Below are 1,230 nucleotides of genomic sequence, written 5' to 3' on the forward strand. Positions count from 1 at the left end.
CAGCCTGGGTGAGTACTCCGCGCTGGTTTGCAGCGGCGCCCTCGATTTTGCCGATGCTGTCAAACTGGTTGAACTGCGTGGTCTGGCCATGCAGGAAGCGGTACCGGAAGGCACCGGCGCCATGGCTGCCATCATCGGTCTGGACAACGAATCCATCGCGGCCAACTGCGAAAAAGCAGCAGAAGGGCAGGTGGTCTCTCCGGTCAACTTCAACTCCCCGGGCCAGGTGGTTATCGCCGGTCACAAAGAGGCCGTTGAACGCGCCAACGTATTGATGAAAGAGTCGGGCGCCAAGCGTGCACTGCCGCTGCCGGTCTCCGTACCATCTCACTGCGCGCTGATGAAACCTGCCGCAGAAAAACTGGCAGCTGCGCTGGACGGGATCGAGATCAAGGTTCCAACCATCGCGGTCATCAATAATGTCGACGTATCCTGTGAACAGGATCCGGCCGCCATCAAGCAAGCGCTGGTGCGTCAGCTGTTCAGCCCGGTTCGTTGGACCGAGACTGTCGAGCGGATGGCCAATGAGGGCGTTACCCTCGAGATCGAGATGGGACCGGGCAAAGTGCTGACCGGGCTCGCCAAGCGCATCGACAAGCGCGTGGAAGGCATTCACGCCAACGATGCCGCCTCTTTCGAGCAGGCGCTGGCCCAGATCAAGTAAACAGGAGCAAGTGATGAGCTTTACCGATAAGGTTGTGTTGGTGACCGGAGCCAGTCGTGGCATCGGCCGTGCGATTGCCGAAACTTTTGCTGCCCGTGGCGCGAAAGTGGTTGGTACGGCGACCAGCGAGAGCGGTGCCGAGGCGATCAGCGCCTATCTGGGCGACAATGGTTGCGGTATGGCACTCAACGTGACCAGCCAGGAATCCATCGAAGCCGTCTTCGCCGCCATCAAGGCGCGCTTTGGCGACATCGACATCCTGATCAACAACGCAGGGATCACCCGTGACAACCTGTTGATGCGGATGAAAGACGACGAGTGGAACGAGATCATCGATACCAATCTGACCTCTCTCTACCGTCTGAGCAAACCGGTGTTGCGTGCCATGATGAAGAAACGTCACGGTCGCATCATCAGCATTGGCTCCGTGGTGGGAACCATGGGCAATGCCGGTCAGGTCAACTATGCTGCCGCCAAGGCGGGTCTTGTTGGTTTTACCAAATCGTTGGCGCGGGAAGTGGCGTCCCGTGGTATCACAGTGAACGCGGTTGCTCCCGGTTTCATCG

2 protein-coding genes are annotated in these 1,230 nt (G+C 59.0%); both read left to right on the top strand.

All coding sequences use genetic code 11. The features are described from left to right. Positions 1 to 664, top strand: a 664-nt coding sequence (gene fabD, locus LD28_RS0112460) for an ACP S-malonyltransferase (protein WP_033137286.1), incomplete at its 5' end; no start/stop codon positions are given. A gap of 13 nt (positions 665 to 677) precedes the next feature. After that, positions 678 to 1,230 (top strand): 3-oxoacyl-ACP reductase family protein (locus LD28_RS0112465; protein ID WP_033137287.1); only part of this gene is annotated, 553 nt, incomplete at its 3' end.

The organism is Aeromonas finlandensis (genome assembly GCF_000764645.1).
GTDB classification, from domain to species: domain Bacteria; phylum Pseudomonadota; class Gammaproteobacteria; order Enterobacterales; family Aeromonadaceae; genus Aeromonas; species Aeromonas finlandensis.